Source organism: Acidovorax sp. LjRoot38 (genome assembly GCF_964252975.1).
GTDB lineage: Bacteria > Pseudomonadota > Gammaproteobacteria > Burkholderiales > Burkholderiaceae_C > Acidovorax > Acidovorax facilis.
On record NZ_CAXUPT020000005.1, the window covers coordinates 1 to 13,475 of the forward strand.

Here is a 13,475-nt window from a genome sequence, read left to right on the forward strand (position 1 = left end):
TTTGACGCGGACCTTCACGTTGTAGTCCACCACGCGCTTGACAGGGACGAGAACTTTCATGGGAATGTTTTCCTTGATTTTTGTTGTGGGAGAGCGGGTGCGCAGGCTTACTCGTTCGAGATGCCCTTGTCGCGGATCACAGTACCCCACTTGACGTAGTCCTGCTGAATGCGGCGGGCCATCTTGTCGGGCGCTTGGTATGCAGCGATGGCGCCTGCAGTCAACAACTTGTCCTGCGTGTCCTTCTCGGCCAGGATTTGCTGCACCTCGGTTGCGATGCGGTCCACCACGGCTTTGGGCGTACCGGGCGGCGCCAGCAGACCACCCCACGAGACGGCCTCGTAGCCCTTGAAGCCCTGCTCGGCGATGGTCTTGACATCGGGCAGCATGGCCACGCGCTGGGGCGACCCCACTGCGATGGCGCGCAGCTTCCCCGTCTGGATGTGCGGCAGCGCAGCCACCAGATCGGCGTACATCAGCGGCACCTGGCCGCCGATGGTGTCGGTAATGGCGGGCACGCCCCCTTTGTAGGGAATGTGCTGCATTTCAAAGCCCCCCATCTGCTTGAGCAGCTCCATGCTCAAATGGCCAAAGCTGCCCGCACCTGAGCTGGTGTAGTTGAGCTGACCTGGCCGGGCCTTGGCATGGGTAATGAGCTTTTGCAGATCGGTCACAGAAGGCATCTGGGCAGGATTGACCACCACGACGATGGGCAGGTCGTACACCGTGGCCACGGGCGTGAAGTCTTTCACCGTGTCGTAGCCCGCCTTCTTGTACAGATGCGGCGCCAGCAGCGTGGGCGTGGCCAGCATCATCAGCGTGTAGCCGTCGGCCGGGCTCTTGGCCACCTGGGCGGCAGCGATGGAGCCCGAAGCACCTGCACGGTTTTCCACCACCACGGGCTGGCCCAGCCGTTCGACCAGGCGTTGGCCCACGATGCGCGAGGCAGTATCGGTAGGGCCGCCTGCCGGGAAGGGCACCACCAGCTTGATCATCCTGCTGGGCCAGGCTTGGGCGTGTGCCGGGGCCGCGCCCCACAGGGCGCTGGCCGCCAGAGCGGCGGACACGGCCAGCACGGCGCGGCGGGCTGCGAAGGTGCGAGAGACAAACATTGGGGTCAAAACGGGCTCAGGTTGTTGGAGGGGTTGCATCAGTCCAGCTTGGCGCCGGACACCTTGACCACGCGCTCCCAGACGGGTGCATCTTTTTTGAACTGGGCGCCGAACTGTTCGGGGCTGCTGCCGACGGGGATGAAACCCATCTGCTGGATGCGCTCACGCACCTCAGGCAGCGCAATCACGGCCTGCAGCTCGCGGCCCAGGCGGGCCACGACCTCCGGCGGGGTGTTGGCCGGGGCGCTCATGCCCAACCAGCCTGTCACCTGGAACACCTCGTCCTTGATGCCCTGCTCGGCCATGGTGGCCAGCTTGGGAAGCGCATCCATGCGCTGGGTGCCCGTCACGGCCAGCGGCTTGAGGCGGCCGGAATCAATGTACGGCCGGGCCGACTGCAGGCTAGCAAATGCCATTTGCAACTGCCCGCCCACCAGGTCCTGCAGCATGGGCGCCTCGCCCCTGTAGGCCACATGATTCATGTCGGCCTTGTGCTTGTCGGACAGCCAGGCGCCAGCCAGGTGGGCATACGAGCCCATGCCCCACGAGCCGTAGGCGACCTTGCCCTTGTTGCGGTCGATATAGCTCATCAGCTCGGCCGCGGTGGACACCGGCAGCTGCGGATGCACCAGCAGCACCACCGGAGCCAGGGCGATCTGCGTGATGAGGGCCTGGTCCTTTTGCGGCTGGTACGGCAGGCGCTCGTACAGGTACTGGTTGATCAGCATGGTGGTACCCAGCGACACCAGCAGCGTGTAACCGTCGGCCGGTGACTTGAGCGCCTGGTCAGTGCCGGTCACACCGCCCGCACCACCGCGGTTGTCTACCAGCACGGGCTGGCCCAGGCGTGCCGAAAGCTTCTCGCCCAGCGTGCGGGCGGTGATGTCGGTGGCGCCACCGGCCTGGTAGGGCACGATCAGCTTGATGGGCTTGCTGGGCCAGGCCTCCTTGCCCGACTGGGCCATGGCGGAACCCAGCAGGCCGGTGCTGGCCAAGGCGGCCAAGCCCTGCAGGACGCGGCGGCGGTGAATGTGGGTGATGTTCATGTTTGTCTCCTGGTTGAGGTTGAAAATTTGCTCCAGCGCTTACCCAGCAAGCGATTAAAGCTATTATTTTTATAGTATTTAGAGCGACGGAAGCGTGAGCACGCCCTTGTCGCGCAGGGCTTCAAGCTCTGCCTCGGGCAGCTGCAGCAGTTGCTGCAGCACCTCCCGCGTGGCGGCGCCCAGCGTGGGCGGGGCGTTGCGGATGGGCAGGCGCTGCCCATCGAGTCGATAAGGCGGCGCGAACACATGCGTAGTGCCCGCCACGGGGTGGGGCATTTCCTGCAGCAGGCCGCCGCGGCGCGTACGCTCGCTGGTCAGCGCCTCGTGCAGGCCGGCCACCCTGCCGCAAGGGATGCCAGCAGCGCTCAGGCGTTCGAGAAGCACATCACGCGGGAAGCTGGCGATCAGCGCCTTCATCTGGGGCAACAGGGTCAGTCGATTGCGGGCACGCTCGACGTTGGTGGCGTAACGTGGGTCTTCGACGATATCCGGGCGCATCACCACCTGGCGGCAGAACTTGTCGAACTGGCTGTTGTTGCCCACGGCGATGATGAGCGGACCATCCTGTGCCTCGAACATGCCGTAGGGCACGATGGACGGGTGGGCATTGCCGTAGCGCTGCGGGTCGTGGCCCAGCAGCATGGCGTCGAGCCCGTAGTAGCCGGTGATCATCAGGCCGCAGTCGTACAGCGCCATTTCGATGTGGCGGCCCTTGCCCGTAGTGCTGCGGCGAAACAGCGCGGCCAGCACGGCCTGCGCCGCGTACATGCCGGTCATCATGTCCACGGCAGCCACGCCGAACTTCAGCGGTGGCTGGCTGGCCTCGCCGTTCAGCGCCATCAGCCCGGCCTCGCCTTGAATCACCAGGTCGTAGCCGGGTCGCTTGGCCTCGGGGCCGGAACTGTCGTAGCCCGCCACCGAGCAGTAGATGAGGTCGGGCTTGATGGCCTTGAGCTGCTCGTAGCCCAGGCCCAGCTTCTCGGCACCACCGGTCTTGAAGTTCTGGATCACCACATCGCACTGCGGCAGCAAATCGCGGATGATCTTCACGCCTTCGGGCGTCTGCAAATCCACCGTGATGGACCGCTTGTTGCGGTTCATGCTGTTGTAGTAGGTGGTCTCGGTCTTGCCGATGCGCATGCCCCAGTCGCGGGTGTCGTCGCCCCGGCCGGGGTGCTCCACCTTGATGACGTCAGCGCCAAAGTCGGCCAGCACCTGGCCGCACAGCGGCCCGGCAAACACGCGCGAGAGGTCGAGCACGCGCACGCCGTCGAGCGGGAAGTCCATGCCCTCGGGCAGCGGGGGTGTCGGTGTTGTAGTGGTCATTTCGTAGTGTCGGGTTGGGTAGCGGCAGTGGCAGGAGCCTCGCGCAAGCGTGCGAAATCGGCCGGGCGCTTTTCCAGAAACGCAGCGATGCCTTCGCGGGATTCTTCGGTGGCCTGTGACAGCACCATCAGCTGTGCCTCAAGCTCCAGCTGGTCAGCCAGCGGCTGCACATAGGCGCTGCGGCACAGGGCCTTGATGTTCGCCATCGCGGTGTCAGGCCCGGTGGCAACTTGCGCAGCCAGGGCCACGGCCTGGGCGAGTGCCTCGCCCGGCTCGGCCAGGCGGTTGACGGGGCCGAGCGCATGCAGCCGCTCACCCGAGATGCGTTCGCCCGTGAGGCACAGCTCGGTCAACACCTGGCGGGACACAAACTCGGCCAGGAAGGCGGTAGCACCGCCGTCGGGCGTGAGGCCCACCTTCACATACGCGACCGAGAACACGGCATTGCGCGCAGCCACCAGCATGTCGCAGGCCAGCGCCAGCGACAGGCCGGCGCCCGCCGCAGCGCCCTCCACCGCGGCAATGACCGGCTTGCGGCAATCGCGCACGGTGCGGATCAGGTCGTGCAGGCCTTCGAGCTTGGCGCGGCGCTCTTCCACGGGCAGCTCGCGCCGCTTGGCCAACTGGCGCAGGTCGCCGCCCGCGCAAAAGTGCCCGCCTTCACCCGTGAGCACGATGGCGCCCACGGTGGGGTCGGCCTCGGCCTGTGCCAGTGCCTCGGTCAGCGCCGCATAGAACGCGGGCGACAGCGCATTGCGCGCGGCAGGGTTGTTGTTGGAGAGCACGAGCACCGCGCCCTCACGGCGTTGCAGCAGAGGCAGTGGCTGCTCCATGGCTTCAACTCCGACCCAGCGCGATAAAGCGCGCCAGGTGGTGGTCTTCATCGCCAAACTGGTGGTCCACCATGATGAGGCGCTTGGCGTAGTGGGACAGGGGCAGCTCCCACGTCATGCCAATGCCGCCGTGCAGCTGAATGCTTTCTTCAGCCACCAACGCTCCGATGCGGCCCATGGTGACCTTGGCGGCCGACAGCGCGCGCTCGCGCTCGGTGCGGTCGGTGCTGTCCATCGCGGCCGCTGCGTTGATAACGGCAGAGCGCGCCTGCTCCACTTCCAGCAGCAGGTCGGCCATGCGGTGCTGCAGGGCCTGAAAGCTGCCAATGGGCACACCAAACTGCTTGCGCGTTTGCAGGTATTCCAGCGTGTGCTTCTTGGCCACATCCATGGCGCCCAGCGCCTCGGCGCACACGGCCAGAATGCCCCAGCCCGCGGCATGTTCCAGTGTGGCAAAACCTTGGCCTTCCGAGCCCACCAGCGCGCCGGCGCCGACTTGCACGTTTTGCAGCGTGATTTCAGCCATACGCCCTCCGTCAACACGGCCCATGCCACGGCGGCTCAGGCCCGCGGCATCGGCGGGCACCAGGAACAGCGAGATACCCTCTTCATCGTCCACGGCGCCCGCTGTGCGGGCACTGACCAACAGCAGTTGAGCCTGGTCGCCATGCAGCACCACGGCCTTGTGGCCGGTGAGCAACCAGCCGTCGCCATTGCGCACGGCGCGGGTGGTCACGCGGTCCAGGGCGTAGTGCGCGCCGGCTTCCTCGTGCGCCAGGGTCACCACGGTGCTGCCGTCGATGATGCTGGCGATGTGTTCCTTTTGCGCAGCGCTGCCCGCCAGGCCCAATGCCCGGCCCACCATGAGTGCACCCACAAACGGCTCGACCACCAGGCCACTGCCCAGGGCTTCAAACACCACGGCCACATCAAAGCCCGCACCGCCAAAGCCGCCATCGGCCTCGGGGAAAAGCGCGCCAATCGCACCCAGCTCCGCAAAGCGTCCCCACAGCGCTGCGTCCATGCCGCTGTCGCCGTAGGCGATGTGGTTGCGGATTTCGATCCCGTACTGCTCGGCCACAAAACGGTTCAGGGTGTCCGCCAGCATGCGGCGGTCTTCGGTATGTTCAAAGTTCATCGCGGCAACCTCACAAACCAAGGATCATTTTGGAAATGATGTTCTTCTGAATTTCATTGGAGCCGCCAAAGATCGACAGCTTGCGGTAGTTGAAGTAATTCGCGGCTGCCGTCGCTGCCTCCTTCGGCCCCACGGGTTCATCGGCATAGCCTTCGTACTGCGCTTCTTCGATGAAAGGCAGCGCATACGGACCCATCGCGCGGCGGATGAGCGACAGGATTTCCTGGCGGATCTCGGTGCCACGGATCTTGAGCATGGAGCTTTCAGCCCCCGGCACTCCGCCACCCGCCACGGCGGCAATCACGCGCAGGTTGGTGGTCTTCATGTTCTCCAGGTCAATCTCGACCTGGGCCATGCGGGCGGCAAACAGCGGGTCCTGGTCCAGCGGCTGGCCGTTCTTCATCACCTTGGCGGCCACCACCTTGAGCTTGGCCAGTGCGGCAATGCAGAAGCCCACGCCTGCGATGCCGGTGCGCTCGTAGGTCAGCAGGTACTTGGCATACGTCCAGCCCTTGTTTTCCTCGCCCACCAGGTTTTCGACGGGCACCTTCACGTCGGTGAAGAAGACTTCGTTGACTTCCTTGTCGCCATCGAGCGTGCGGATGGGGCGCAGCTCCACGCCGGGCGATTGCATGTCTACCAGCAAGAAGCTGATGCCCGACTGGGCCTTGGCTTCTCGGTCGGTGCGCACCAGGCAGAAGATCATGTTGGCGTGCTGGCCCTGGGTGGTCCAGGTCTTCTGGCCGTTGACGATGTAGTGGTCGCCCTGGCGCACAGCCGTAGTTTTCACGGAAGCCAGGTCCGAGCCCGCGCCGGGCTCGGAGTAGCCCTGGCACCACCAGTCCTCGCCGCTCAGGATGCGGGGCAGCCAGTATTTTTTCTGCGCTTCGTTGCCAAACTTGATGAGCACCGGGCCCAGCATGTTCACGCCAAAGGGCACGATGCGCGGGCCACCGGCCAGGGCGCACTCGGTGTCGAAAATGAACTTCTCGACCGCCCCCCAGCCGGGGCCACCGTATTCCTGGGGCCAGTGGTTGGCCAGCCAACCGCGCTCGTTCAGGATGGCGTGCCATTCATCCTGGTCCGCCTTGGACAGGCGCTGCCCGGCCTTGACCTTGGTGGCGATGCGTTCGGGCAGCTTGGCTTTCAAGAAAGCCTGCACCTCGGCGCGGAAGGCTTCTTCTTCAGGGGTGAAATTCAGGTCCATTGACGGTTTTCCTCAGTCATCCATGGCGCTGTGCGCCTGTCTACGGCCTTCGCACCGGCGCGCCCCACGCGGGGGACGCCGAGCAAGGGCCGCCCCGCAGCGAGGGCGTCGTCCCCCTCCCGCAGGAGAGGGGGAAGCGGCGCCAGCCGCTCAGGGGGTGTTTCAATAAATTTCGAAGAGGCCTGCAGCGCCCATGCCACCGGCAATGCACATCGTCACCACGCCGTACTTGGCCTTGCGGCGGCGGCCTTCGAGCAGCAGGTGGCCCACCAGGCGTGCACCCGTCATGCCAAAGGGGTGGCCAATGGCAATCGCTCCGCCGTTCACGTTCAGCCGCTCGGACGGAATGCCCAGGCGGCGCTGGCAGTACAGGGCCTGCGAGGCAAAGGCTTCGTTCATCTCCCACAGGTCAATGTCCTGCACCGTGAGGCCGTGGCGCGCCAGCAGCTTGGGCACGGCAAACACGGGGCCAATGCCCATTTCGTCGGGCTCGCAACCGGCCACCGCAAAGCCACGGAACGCGCCCAGGGGCTGCAGGCCACGGCGCTCGGCTTCTTTCGCTTCCATGAGCACGCAGGCGCTGGAGCCGTCGGACAGCTGCGAGGCGTTGCCTGCGGTGATGAACTGGCCCGGACCTTTCACCGGCTCCAGCTTGGCAAGGCCTTCCAGCGTGGTGCTGGCGCGATTGCAGTTGTCGTGCGTGGCCGTCACTTCGCGGTAGGTGACCTCGCCGGTCTCCTTGTTCTTTTCCATCATGCGCGTGGTGCAGGGCACGATCTCGTCGGCGAACACGCCGCCTTGCTGTGCGGCGGCGGTGCGTTGCTGGCTTTGCAGCGAGAACAGGTCCTGGTCTTCGCGGCTGATGCGGTAGCGGTGGGCCACGATGTCGGCGGTATCGATCATGGCCATGTAGAGGTCGGGCTTGTGCTCTTGCAGCCAGGGGTCGATGTCTGCCGGGTTGCCTGCGCGGATGGCCGAGATGCTTTCCACCCCACCGGCCACCATGGCGGGTACGCCCTCGGCCACGATGCGGCCTGCGGCAATCGCCACCGACTGCAGACCCGATGCGCAAAACCGGCTGGCCACCATGCCCGCCACCGACAGCGGCAAGCCGGCGCGCAGTGCCGTCTGACGACCAATGTTCTTACCCGTGATGCCCTCGGGGTAGCCGCAGCCCATCACCAGGTCTTCGATCAGCTCGGGGTCGATGCCCGAGCGCTCGACCGCTGCCTTGACGGAAAAGGCCGCCAGCTGCGGGCCGGGCGTGGCGTTGAACTCGCCCCGGTGCGACTTGGTCAGCGGGGTGCGGGCGGTGGAAACGATGACGGCTTCACGCATGATTTGCTCCTGATTTAATAGCTGCTTGCGCTTATTAATCAAGCGCTAGAGGCCAAAATTATTTGAATTTGATGAATCTGAAAAATCGAATCGCGAGGCGGGCTCAGCTCTTTTCAGCCTGGTTCAGGCTGTCAAAGTTGCGCCCTTCCCGCACCAGTTGCACCAGCAAAGGCGAGGGCTTCCAAAACAGCGGGTCTTCCTTGGCAAAGGCCTCGATGTCGGCCAGCACCTTGTCCAGCCCCGTCATGTCGGCCCACTTCATGGGGCCGCCACGGTGGCGCGGAAAGCCGTAGCCTGCGACAAAGGTCACATCCACATCCAGCGGGCGCAGGGCAATGCCCTCGTGCACCACATTGGCCCCTTCGTTGACCATGGCGGCCATGTAGCGGCGCATGATCTCGTCGGCGCTGAAGCTGCGGGGCGTGACGCCTTTCTTGGCGCGCTCGGCATCCACTATGGCCAGCACTTCCGGGTCGGGCTGGCCCGTGCGAGCACCGTCAGGGTACAGGTAGAACCCGCGCCCGGTCTTTTGCCCGAACCAGCCGCGTTCGCAGATGCGGTCGGCAATCTCCACGTACCGGGCCTTGGGGTCGCGCGTGGCGGCGCGGCGCTTGCGGGTGGCCCAGCCAATGTCGCCACCGGCCAGGTCCGTCACCTGGAAGGGGCCCATGGCAAAACCAAAGCCGCGCACGGCAGCGTCGATCTCGTAGGGGCTTGCGCCGTCTTCCAGCAGGTAGTCAGCGGCCTGCTTGTACACGGCCAGGATGCGGTTGCCGATGAAGCCGTCGCACACACCGGCGCGCACAGGCACCTTTTTCAGCTTGCGGGCCAGCTCGAATGCCGTGGCCACCACGTCGGGCGCCACCTTGGCGGGCACCACGATCTCCAGCAGCTTCATGATGTTGGCGGGGCTGAAGAAGTGCAGGCCGATCACATCCTGCGGGCGGCCGGTGGCAGCGGCAATGGCGTCGATGTCGAGGTAGGAGGTGTTGGTGGCCAGCACCGCACCAGGCTTGCACGTGCGGTCCAGCTCGCGGAACACGGCCTTCTTGACTTCGATGTCTTCAAACACGGCCTCGATCACCAGGTCCACCTGGGCGATGTCGGCATAGTCGGTGCTGCCGGTGTAGCGCGCCATCACGGCGGCCTGGGCAGCTTCAGTCATGCGGCCCTTGGCCACCAGGGCGTTGTAAACCTTCTCGACATTGGCGCGGCCACGGGCGATGGACTCGGCGTCGCGCTCGATCATGGTCACCGGCAAGCCGGCATCGAGGGCTGCCACTGCAATGCCCGCGCCCATGGTGCCGCCGCCGATGATGGCAATGCTGGCCACGGGGCGCGGCTGTGCGGCCTGTGCTTCGGGCACCTTGACGACCTCGCGTTCGGCAAAAAAGGCGTGGATGAGACCGGCGCGCTGCGGGCTGTCCAGGCACTCCATGAACAGCGCACGCTCGCGGGCCATGCCTTCGTCAAACGGCAGTTGCAGCGCAGCATGCACGCATTCGATGATCTTGAGGGGCGAGAACAGGCCGCGCGACTTTTTGGCGGTCTCGGCCTTCTGTTCGTCCAGCCAGGCCAGCGCAGCCTGCGGCTCGGCAATGGCCAGGTCACGCGTGCGGCGCACGGGGGCGTTGGCAGCCAGCAGTTCGCGCACGTAGGCCAGGCCTGCGGCCAGCGGGTCGGTGCCTTCCACCACCTTGTCCACCAGCCCGGCCTGCAGTGCGGCCTGTGCCTTGAGGGGCTGGCCGCTGAGCATGAGGGTGGTGGCGGCCTGCACGCCCATCAAGCGCGGGGCGCGTTGGGTGCCTCCCGAGCCGGGCAGCAGGCCCAGGTTCACCTCGGGCAGGCCCAGCGTAGCGGCAGGCAATGCCAGGCGGTAATGGGCTGACAGAGCCACTTCGAGACCGCCGCCCAGCGCCGCACCGTGCAGCACGGCCACCACGGGCTTGTTCAGGTTTTCGATGGCGCGGCAGACCTCGGGCAGGATGGGGGCAACCGGTGGCTTGCCGAATTCGCGGATATCCGCCCCGGCAATGAAGGCCTTGCCAGCGCCCACCAGCAGCACGGCCGCCACTGCGGCGTCGGCCTGCGCCTGCTGCATGGCGGCCAACAGGCCCTGGCGCACGGCGGCGCCCAGGGCGTTGACGGGTGGGTTGTCGATGGTGACGACAAGCACATCGCCCTGCAGCGCGGTGGTGACAACGGAAGATGCGGGAATGGCGGCGCCCATGCTGGAAAGTCTCCTGGTCGATGGCTATTGACTGCCTGTGAATGACTCGGTGATTGTTGATGCGTGAAGTTATCTTGACAATTACATAGCCCGTTGACAGACTGTCAAACGCCTTTTGACAAACACCCCCACAACGGCATCCCGCGCCGCCTCCCTGTTCAATGGAACTCACCTCCCTCACCGTGCTGGTCGACATCCTCGATGCCGGCAACCTCAGCCAGGCCGCCCGCAACCTGAAGATGTCCCGTGCCAACGTCAGCTACCACCTGCACCAGCTCGAAAAGTCAGTGGGTGTGCAGCTGGTGCGCCGCACCACGCGCCGGGTGGAGCCCACCGAGGTGGGCCTGCGCCTGTATGCCCATGGCCGCGCCATTCAGAACGAGATGCTGGCTGCGCGCGAGACCATTGCCACGCTGGGCCAGGGCCTGCAGGGCCGCGTGGGCCTGAGCGTGCCCAGTGGCTACGGGCAGATGGTGATGTCAGACTGGCTGATCGACTTCAAGCGGCTGTACCCCGGCATCGTGCTGGATGTGCGCTTCGAAAACCGGGTGGACGACCTCATCCGCGATGAGGTGGACATCGCCATCCGCGTGATGCCCGAACCCCCGCCCACGCTCGTGGCGCGCGACCTGGGCAGCGTGCGTTACATCGCCTGCGCATCGCGCGGGTACGCCGAGGCGCATGGGCTGCCCCAAAGCTTTGAAGCGCTGCAGGCCGCGCCGGTGATCACCGCAGGGGTGGTGGGCAAGCAGCTGCGCCTGCGCGGGTACCGGGGTGACCAGCGCCAGGAAGCCCTGCTGGAGCCCACCCTCATTTCGGAGCACTTTCCGTTTCTGCGCCAAGGCATCCTGGCAGGGCTGGGCGTAGGGCTGGTACCGGATTACGTGGTGCAGGACGCCGTGTCCAGTGGGGAAGTGCTGACCACGCTGGACGACTGGCGGTTGAGCATTTTTGGCACCCAGATGTTCATGCTCTACATGCCCAACCGCCACCAGACGCGTGCGGTGCGCACGTGCATTGACTACCTGCTGGGGCGGGCCCTGCCGGCAGCCGGCCAAGGAGTGACTGCGGAGCCAGGATGAGCATCTTCTGCGCGTTTACAAGCAAAAATAGCCGCAAGCGCATGTATTCATTGCGCTAGCAGCTATTTTATTGATAGCAATCGCTACTGCGACAGTAGCAATGCCGGATGAGTCCCTCCGCCGCGCGTCAGCAAACCCGCGTGGCGGCTGGCATCAGATCCGCCCTTCCTCCACCGCATGGCACGCAATGCGAATGCCGCCAATGCTCAGGAGCTGGGGGCGCTCGGTGCGGCAGCGGTCATTCACGTGGGGGCAGCGCGGGTTGAACGCACAACCGGGCGGCGGGTTCAGCGGGTTCGGCACCTCGCCCTGCACGGGGGTGCGGGCCTTGCCGGTGTCGTGCATCTTGGGGATGGCATCGAGCAACATGCGCGTGTAGGGGTGACGCGGTGTGTCGAACAGCGTGTGTTTGTCGGCCAGCTCCACCAGGCGGCCCAAGTACATCACGCCGACCTGATCGCTCACGTGGCGCACCACGGCCAGGTTGTGGCTGATGAACAGGTAGGTGAGGTGCCTTTCGCGCTGCAGGTCCTTCATGATGTTGAGCACCTGGGCCTGCACCGACACGTCAAGCGCACTCGTCGGCTCGTCGCACACCAGGAACTCGGGCTCGGTGGCCAAGGCGCGCGCGATGGAGATGCGCTGACGCTGGCCGCCGGAGAACTGGTGCGGGTATTTCACCATGTCCAGCGGCGACAGGCCCACGGACTTGAGCAGTTCACCCACGCGCTGCTTGAGCTCAGCCTTGTCGGTGATGAGGCCATGCTCCTTGAGCGGCTCGCCAATGATGTCTTCGACCAGCCAGCGGGGGTTCAGGCTGGCATACGGGTCCTGGAAGATCATCTGGATGCGGCGGCGCATGGCCTTGGCGTCGTTGCCCTTGAAGGCGGCGTGCGCATCCTGGTTGTCAAACGTGAGGCCGCCGCGTGTGGGCTCGTACAAACCCACCAGCAGGCGCGCCACGGTGCTTTTGCCGCAGCCGGACTCACCCACCAGGGCCAGGGTCTTGCCTTTTTCGATCTCGAAACTCACGCCGTCCACCGCATGCAGCAGCGTGCGGGGCTTGCGCTCGATCACGCGGTTGAGCCAGGGGGCGGACACGTCAAAAGTCTTGGCCAGGTCGTGCGCCTGCACCAAAGCCTTGCTTTTCATTGCTGCGCTCATGCGGTCACCTCGGTTTTTGTCGTGGCACCAGCGTGCAGCCAGCAGGCGGCGCGGGTGGAGCCTGCGTCCATCAGGTCGGGGCGATCAGTCATGCAGCGGTCAAAAGTCTGGGGGCAGCGCGGGTTGTAGGCACAGCCCTGGGGAATGGCGTTCAGACGGGGCATGGCGCCGTCGATCTGGTTCAGGCGTTCACGGTCCACCGTCATGTCGGGGATGGAGGCCATGAGGCCGCTGGTGTACGGGTGCGAGGGCTTGTTGATGACGTCGTGCACGGGGCCGATCTCGGCCACGCGCCCGGCATACAGCACGGCCACGCGGTCGCAGGTCTCGGCGATCACGCCCATGTCGTGGGTGATCAGCATCACCGCGGCACCGCGCGATTTGCAGATGTTTTTCAGCAGCGTGATGATCTGCGCCTGGATGGACACGTCGAGCGCCGTGGTGGGCTCATCGGCCACGATGAGCTTGGGCTCGGCCGCCAGGGCCAGGGCAATCACCACGCGCTGGCGCATGCCACCGGAGAACTGGTGCGGGTAGTGGTCGATGCGCTCTGCAGCGGCCGGAATGCCGGTGTCTTGCAGCAGCGCAATGGCACGCTGGCGCGCCTCGGCGGGCGTGACCGGCAGGTGGGCCAGGATGGTTTCGGTGAGCTGTCGGCCCACGGTGTACAGCGGGTTCAGCGAGGTCAGCGGGTCTTGAAAGATCGCGCCGATGCGGCGGCCACGGATGTGGCGCATTTCCTCATTGCTCAGGTTGTCGATGCGCTGGCCTTCGAGCAGGATCTGGCCAGATGCCACGCGGCCCGGGGGCTCCAGCAGGCCGATGATGGCAGCGCCAGTGAGCGATTTGCCCGCGCCGGACTCCCCCACCACCCCCAGGATCTCGCCGGGTGCAATGGAGAAGGAAATGTCGTCCAGGGCGCGCAGGGTACCGCGACGGCCCGGGAATTCGACAACGAGGTTTTTGACTTCTAGGAGACTCATGGGGATATCGCTTTTC

At 65.5% G+C, this 13,475-nt stretch carries 11 protein-coding genes; 1 reads left to right on the forward strand and 10 read right to left on the reverse strand.

What is annotated here, in order from left to right; genetic code table 11:
* Window positions 1-107 precede the first annotated feature (107 nt).
* From ACSQ22_RS10110 to ACSQ22_RS10145, 8 genes are all read right to left on the reverse strand, one after another.
* Window positions 108-1,112 carry a Bug family tripartite tricarboxylate transporter substrate binding protein gene (locus tag ACSQ22_RS10110; protein WP_228897313.1) on the reverse strand — a complete coding sequence of 335 codons (1,005 nt, stop codon included), beginning with the start codon at window positions 1,110-1,112 and terminating at the stop codon, window positions 108-110.
* A gap of 38 nt (window positions 1,113-1,150) precedes the next feature.
* On the reverse strand, window positions 1,151-2,158 hold the full coding sequence (locus ACSQ22_RS10115; protein ID WP_121507517.1) for a Bug family tripartite tricarboxylate transporter substrate binding protein: 1,008 nt from the start codon (window positions 2,156-2,158) through the stop codon (window positions 1,151-1,153).
* A gap of 78 nt (window positions 2,159-2,236) precedes the next feature.
* On the reverse strand, window positions 2,237-3,484 hold the full coding sequence (locus ACSQ22_RS10120; RefSeq protein WP_121422342.1) for a CaiB/BaiF CoA transferase family protein: 1,248 nt from the start codon (window positions 3,482-3,484) through the stop codon (window positions 2,237-2,239).
* A complete protein-coding gene (locus ACSQ22_RS10125) occupies window positions 3,481-4,317 on the reverse strand; it encodes an oxepin-CoA hydrolase, alternative type (RefSeq protein WP_436130219.1) in 837 nt (278 codons plus the stop codon). Before ACSQ22_RS10125 ends, ACSQ22_RS10120 begins: the two co-directional genes overlap by 4 nt.
* Window positions 4,318-4,321: 4 nt before the next feature.
* Window positions 4,322-5,455 carry an acyl-CoA dehydrogenase family protein gene (locus ACSQ22_RS10130; RefSeq protein WP_436130220.1) on the reverse strand — a complete coding sequence of 378 codons (1,134 nt, stop codon included), beginning with the start codon at window positions 5,453-5,455 and terminating at the stop codon, window positions 4,322-4,324.
* Window positions 5,456-5,465: 10 nt separating this feature from the next.
* A complete protein-coding gene (locus tag ACSQ22_RS10135; RefSeq protein ID WP_436130221.1) occupies window positions 5,466-6,662 on the reverse strand; it encodes an acyl-CoA dehydrogenase family protein in 1,197 nt (398 codons plus the stop codon).
* 162 nt (window positions 6,663-6,824) lie between these two features.
* Window positions 6,825-8,000, reverse strand: coding sequence for an acetyl-CoA C-acyltransferase (locus tag ACSQ22_RS10140; RefSeq protein WP_436130222.1), 1,176 nt, complete (start codon window positions 7,998-8,000; stop codon window positions 6,825-6,827).
* Window positions 8,001-8,103: 103 nt separating this feature from the next.
* Window positions 8,104-10,230: a 3-hydroxyacyl-CoA dehydrogenase NAD-binding domain-containing protein gene (locus tag ACSQ22_RS10145; protein WP_436130223.1), complete on the reverse strand. Its 2,127-nt coding sequence runs from the start codon at window positions 10,228-10,230 to the stop codon at window positions 8,104-8,106.
* A gap of 161 nt (window positions 10,231-10,391) precedes the next feature.
* Between ACSQ22_RS10145 and ACSQ22_RS10150 the strand changes: the two genes are divergently transcribed.
* Window positions 10,392-11,312, forward strand: a complete 921-nt coding sequence (locus ACSQ22_RS10150; RefSeq protein WP_056745237.1) for a LysR family transcriptional regulator — start codon at window positions 10,392-10,394, stop codon at window positions 11,310-11,312.
* 153 nt (window positions 11,313-11,465) lie between these two features.
* Here the strand turns inward: ACSQ22_RS10150 and ACSQ22_RS10155 are convergent, their stop codons facing one another.
* A complete protein-coding gene (locus tag ACSQ22_RS10155) occupies window positions 11,466-12,476 on the reverse strand; it encodes an ABC transporter ATP-binding protein (RefSeq protein ID WP_436130224.1) in 1,011 nt (336 codons plus the stop codon).
* The gene (locus ACSQ22_RS10160) at window positions 12,473-13,459 is read right to left on the reverse strand and encodes an ABC transporter ATP-binding protein (RefSeq protein WP_121422335.1); all 987 of its coding nucleotides are present in this window, start codon (window positions 13,457-13,459) and stop codon (window positions 12,473-12,475) included. The genes ACSQ22_RS10155 and ACSQ22_RS10160 overlap by 4 nt, the downstream gene beginning before the upstream one ends.
* Window positions 13,460-13,475: the final 16 nt, after the last annotated feature.

Coding starts and splice junctions, on each gene's coding strand:
- ACSQ22_RS10110 (WP_228897313.1), bottom strand. CDS start 1,112: ATGTTTGTCTCTCGCACCTTCGCAGCCCGCCGCGCCGTGCTGGCCGTG.
- ACSQ22_RS10115 (WP_121507517.1), bottom strand. CDS start 2,158: ATGAACATCACCCACATTCACCGCCGCCGCGTCCTGCAGGGCTTGGCC.
- ACSQ22_RS10120 (WP_121422342.1), bottom strand. CDS start 3,484: ATGACCACTACAACACCGACACCCCCGCTGCCCGAGGGCATGGACTTC.
- ACSQ22_RS10125 (WP_436130219.1), bottom strand. CDS start 4,317: ATGGAGCAGCCACTGCCTCTGCTGCAACGCCGTGAGGGCGCGGTGCTC.
- ACSQ22_RS10130 (WP_436130220.1), bottom strand. CDS start 5,455: ATGAACTTTGAACATACCGAAGACCGCCGCATGCTGGCGGACACCCTG.
- ACSQ22_RS10135 (WP_436130221.1), bottom strand. CDS start 6,662: ATGGACCTGAATTTCACCCCTGAAGAAGAAGCCTTCCGCGCCGAGGTG.
- ACSQ22_RS10140 (WP_436130222.1), bottom strand. CDS start 8,000: ATGCGTGAAGCCGTCATCGTTTCCACCGCCCGCACCCCGCTGACCAAG.
- ACSQ22_RS10145 (WP_436130223.1), bottom strand. CDS start 10,230: ATGGGCGCCGCCATTCCCGCATCTTCCGTTGTCACCACCGCGCTGCAG.
- ACSQ22_RS10150 (WP_056745237.1), top strand. CDS start 10,392: ATGGAACTCACCTCCCTCACCGTGCTGGTCGACATCCTCGATGCCGGC.
- ACSQ22_RS10155 (WP_436130224.1), bottom strand. CDS start 12,476: ATGAGCGCAGCAATGAAAAGCAAGGCTTTGGTGCAGGCGCACGACCTG.
- ACSQ22_RS10160 (WP_121422335.1), bottom strand. CDS start 13,459: ATGAGTCTCCTAGAAGTCAAAAACCTCGTTGTCGAATTCCCGGGCCGT.